The following is a 1,154-nucleotide window of genomic DNA, read 5'->3' on the forward strand; positions in this document are numbered from 1 at the left end:
CTACTGACCTTTGCTGCGTGGTGTCGTTGGGGGCTGACGATGTGTGATCGTCGCGGTATGCCTGTTGTGTGAGGTATCCGCAGGGTGGTGGGCTGACGACTGAACGGCAGGCGTTTCGCGAGCGGATCCGGCTGGAGGCCGCGGAGCGATTCGCTGCGGGCGCCTCCAGCACCGAGATCGCCAAGGACTTACGGGTAAGTGTGCGATCGGTGCAGCGCTGGCGCCGGGCCTGGCACGACGCCGGGACCGAGGGGCTGCGCTCTGCCGGGCCCGTGTCCCGGCCCAAGCTGAGTGAGGCCCTGTTCACCGTGCTCGAGCAGGAGCTCGCCAAGGGGCCGGTCGCGCACGGCTGGCCGGATCAGACGTGGACGCTGGCGCGGATCAAGACGCTGATCGGGCGCCGGTTCCACAAGAGCATGACGCTGTCGGCGATCGCGCGGATGCTGCACCGGCACGGCTTCAGCCACCAGGTCCCGGCCCGCCGGGCCATCGAGCGCGACGAGGAGGCCGTGGCGGGCTGGGTGAAGGAGACCTGGCCGCAGGTGGAAGGTCCGTGGCGGCGCTCGAGGCCTGGCTGTGCTTCGAAGACGAAGCCGGCTTCTCGATGACGCCGCCCACCGCACGGACCTGGGCCCGGCGCGGACGCACCCCCGTCATCCGGGTGAGGGGACGCTCCCAGCGCCGCTTCTCCATCGCCGCTCTGGCCTGCTACAAGCACGGTGAACGCTCACGGCTGATCTACCGGCCCAAGCGGCATCTCGATCACAAGCGCGGTGGCAGACGCAGTTTCACCTGGACCGACTACCGCGACCTGCTCATCGCCGCACACCAGCAGCTCGGCGCACCCATCGTGCTCGTGTGGGACAACCTCAACGTCCACAAGGACCGCCGACTACGGCAGTTCATCGACACCCACGACTGGATCACCTGCTACTTCCTGCCGGCCTACGCACCGGACCTCAACCCCGTCGAGGGCATCTGGTCACTGCTGCGGCGCAGCAGCCAGGTCAACACCGCCTTCACCGACCCTGACCATCTCATCAGCACGCTCCGACACGGTCTCCGCCAGATCCAGTACCGCAGCAACCTCATCAACGGATGCCTCGCCGAAACCGGACTCACCTTGACGACATCACGACAACAACGTCAGTAAC

At 67.2% G+C, this 1,154-nt stretch carries 1 protein-coding gene; it reads left to right on the forward strand.

Annotated elements, in window-relative coordinates:
* Window positions 1-68 precede the first annotated feature (68 nt).
* Window positions 69-1,153, forward strand: a protein-coding gene (locus tag IE318_RS46940; protein WP_444546223.1) for an IS630 family transposase whose coding sequence is annotated in 2 segments (ribosomal slippage) — window positions 69-594 and window positions 594-1,153 — 1,086 coding nt in all. Because the reading frame shifts where the segments join, the coding sequence is not laid out codon by codon here.
* Window position 1,154: the final 1 nt, after the last annotated feature.

The organism is Streptomyces spiralis (assembly GCF_014654675.1).
GTDB lineage: Bacteria > Actinomycetota > Actinomycetes > Streptomycetales > Streptomycetaceae > Streptomyces > Streptomyces spiralis.